This is a genomic window from Saccharopolyspora sp., from assembly GCF_017434145.1.
GTDB classification, from domain to species: domain Bacteria; phylum Actinomycetota; class Actinomycetes; order Mycobacteriales; family Pseudonocardiaceae; genus Saccharopolyspora_C; species Saccharopolyspora_C galaxeae.
In genome coordinates this window covers 1-2663 of the sequence record NZ_JAFRFW010000031.1, presented here as the reverse complement: position 1 = coordinate 2663, position 2663 = coordinate 1, and the positions used below count along the sequence as shown (strand labels likewise).

The window sequence follows — 2663 nt, the reverse complement described above, 5'->3', positions numbered from 1 at the left end:
ATCCGCCGCACCTCGGCGGCGTCGGCGGGATCGCTCGGCCGCACCAGCAGGGTCTGGCTGCCGGTGCGGCGCTTGAGCTCGTCGGCGCGGCCCTCGGCGACGACCCGACCGTGGTCGATCACGCTGATGCGGTCCGCGAGGTGGTCGGCCTCCTCCAGGTATTGGGTGGTCAGCAGCACGGTGACGCCTTCTTCGGTGAGCGTGCGGACCATGTCCCACACCTGGTTGCGGCTGCGCGGGTCCAGCCCGGTGGTGGGTTCGTCGAGGTAGAGCAGTTCGGGCCTGCCGACCAGGCTTGCGGCCAGGTCGAGCCGCCTGCGCATCCCGCCGGAGTAGGTCTTCAGCGACCGGTGCGCCGCGTCGGACAGGCCGAAGCGCTCCAGCAGCTCGGCGGAGCGGGCGCGCGCCTCGCGGCGGGGCAGCTCGAGCAACCTGCCGATCAGCACCAGGTTCTCGGTGCCGGTCAGTTCCTCGTCCACCGAGGCGTACTGCCCGGTGAGCCCGATCTTGCTGCGCACCGCCACCGCTTCGCGGCGCAGGTCGTGCCCTGCGATGCGCGCTTCGCCCGCGTCCGGCCGCAGCAGCGTGGCCAGGATCCGCACGGCGGTGGTCTTGCCCGCGCCGTTCGGGCCGAGCACGCCGAGGATCGAGCCGGTAAGCGCGGCCAAGTCGATTCCGTACAGCGCGGTGGTGGCGCCGAACCGTTTCACCAGACCTTCGGCCTGGATCGCGTGGGACATTCCCCCTCCTCGTTTCGCTATCCTCGCCATCATCGGGGGCACGGCTGACAGTCGGCGCACAGGTCGCTGGCAGCCGGTGCGGGAACGGGTGTCGGGGGGAGTGCATGGATCTGGCCGTGGCCGAACCGCAGGAGATCGAACCACATCCCCGCAAGCGCAAGAGCGGCACCGTGACCGCGCTGGTCGCGCTCGCCGTGCTCGGCCTGCTGGCGTGGACGGCGCCGGTGCTGCTCGGTTTCGACACGCAGAACCGGTACACGATCGCACTGGTCGCGATCCTGCAGTACGCACTTCCGGTCGGCGTGGTGCTGGTCGTGCTCGGGCTGGCGTTGCGGCGGTGGATCAGCACGCTGGTCGCCGCGCTGCTGACGGTGCTGCTGGCGGTGCTGGTGCTACCCCGCGGAATCCCGGACTCGCCGACTCCCGTGCAGGGCACGCCGCTGCGGGTGCTGTCGGTCAACCTGTACTTCGGCCAAGCGCAGCCGGAGCGGGTGGTCGAGTTGGTGCGCAGCCGCCGGGTCGACGTGCTGAGCCTGCAGGAGGTCACGCCGGAGGCAGTCGCCGCGCTGGACCGCGCGGGCCTGCGCGAGCTGCTGCCGCACCGCGTCGTGCACGCCCGTCCCGGCGCGGACGGGACCGGGATCGCCTCCCGCTTCCCGATGCGCGAGTTGTCGCTGGTGCCGCCGACCTCGCTGGCGCAGCCCTCCGCGCGCATCGACCTGCCCGGCGGGCGGGACGTCGAGTTCGTCGGGGTGCACCCGCTGTACCCGATGGGCGCGGACACCGCCGGATCATGGCTGCGCGAGATCACCGCGCTGCCCGGACCGCCCGCGGAGGGCGGCCCGGCCCGGGTTCTCGCGGGTGACTTCAACGGGACGCTGGACCACACGCCGCTGCGCACGATGCTCGGGCGCGGCTATTCGGACGCGGCCGAGGTCACCGGCGGCGGGTTCACCCCGACCTGGGGCAGCGGCTGGGTGCCGCGGGTGACCATCGATCACGTGCTGACCAGCGCGGGCGTGGTTGCGCAGGCGTACTCGGTGCTGGACGTGCCGGGCAGCGATCACCGCGCGGTGTTCGCGCACCTGGTGGTCCCGAGCTGAGTCAGAGCCGCTCGTCGATCGCCCCGAGCGCCTCCAGCGCGCCCACGGGAAGCGAGATGCCCCGCCCGTGCCGGACCTCCGGCTCGCGCGGGTTGATCCGGATGAGTGCGCCGGACCCGGCGCTGGCCAGCTCGGCGTGCCGCCGCACCGTCGGCACCGCGGTTCCCGCGCCCAGCTCGACCACGGCCAGGCGGGCCGAGCGCAACGACCGCCGCCACGCCTGCAACGAGTCCAGCGCTGGCTGCGCGTGCTCCGGGATCCAGCTGAAATCCCCGAACATCAGGATGTTCGGCCGCGCGGTGCCGCCGCAGTTGCGGCAGGCGGGCAGCGGCGGAACCGCCCGCATGGTCGCGGTGTCGACCTCGACGGAGACGTCGTCGGCGGACCACACGTCGTCCGTGCAGGGTTCCAGGCACTGCAGGTGGTGGATGCTGCCGTGGCATTCGGCGACCTGCTCGAACCCGGCCGCTTGGAAATGTCCGTCCACGTTGGACGTGAACACGCCGGAGCCGGACGGCATCGACGCACCCCAGCGGCGCAGGATCCGGAAACCCTCGTGCGGCGTGGTGCGCCGGTACATCGCCAGCCGGTGGCCGTAGAAGCCCCACGCCAGCCCGGGATCTTCGGCGAAGTGGACCGGATCGGCGACCTCGGCGAAGCTCAGGCCCAGCCGCTCGTACGGCGGATAGGCCCGCCAGAAACCGGTGTCGCCGCGGAAGTCGGGCAGGCCGGAGTCCACCCCGATCCCCGCGCCCGCGCACACCAGCAGCGCTTCGGCGTCGCGGATCAGCTCCGCGGCCGCGGACAGCGCATCGTCGCT

At 72.6% G+C, this 2663-nt stretch carries 3 protein-coding genes; 1 reads left to right on the top strand and 2 read right to left on the bottom strand.

Annotation, left to right across the window (positions count from 1 at the left end; translation table 11 throughout):
• A partial coding sequence (locus IJH84_RS00825) for an ATP-binding cassette domain-containing protein (RefSeq protein ID WP_295139021.1) occupies positions 1-740 on the bottom strand: 740 nt, incomplete at its 3' end.
• A 104-nt stretch (positions 741-844) separates the two neighbouring features.
• Between IJH84_RS00825 and IJH84_RS00820 the strand changes: the two genes are divergently transcribed.
• Positions 845-1843, top strand: coding sequence for an endonuclease/exonuclease/phosphatase family protein (locus IJH84_RS00820; RefSeq protein ID WP_295139018.1), 999 nt, complete (start codon positions 845-847; stop codon positions 1841-1843).
• Position 1844: 1 nt separating this feature from the next.
• On the opposite strand, the gene IJH84_RS00815 is transcribed toward IJH84_RS00820, so the two are convergent.
• Positions 1845-2651, bottom strand: coding sequence for a Sir2 family NAD-dependent protein deacetylase (locus IJH84_RS00815; protein WP_295139024.1), 807 nt, complete (start codon positions 2649-2651; stop codon positions 1845-1847).
• Positions 2652-2663: the final 12 nt, after the last annotated feature.

Coding starts and splice junctions, on each gene's coding strand:
- IJH84_RS00820 (WP_295139018.1), top strand. CDS start 845: ATGGATCTGGCCGTGGCCGAACCGCAGGAGATCGAACCACATCCCCGC.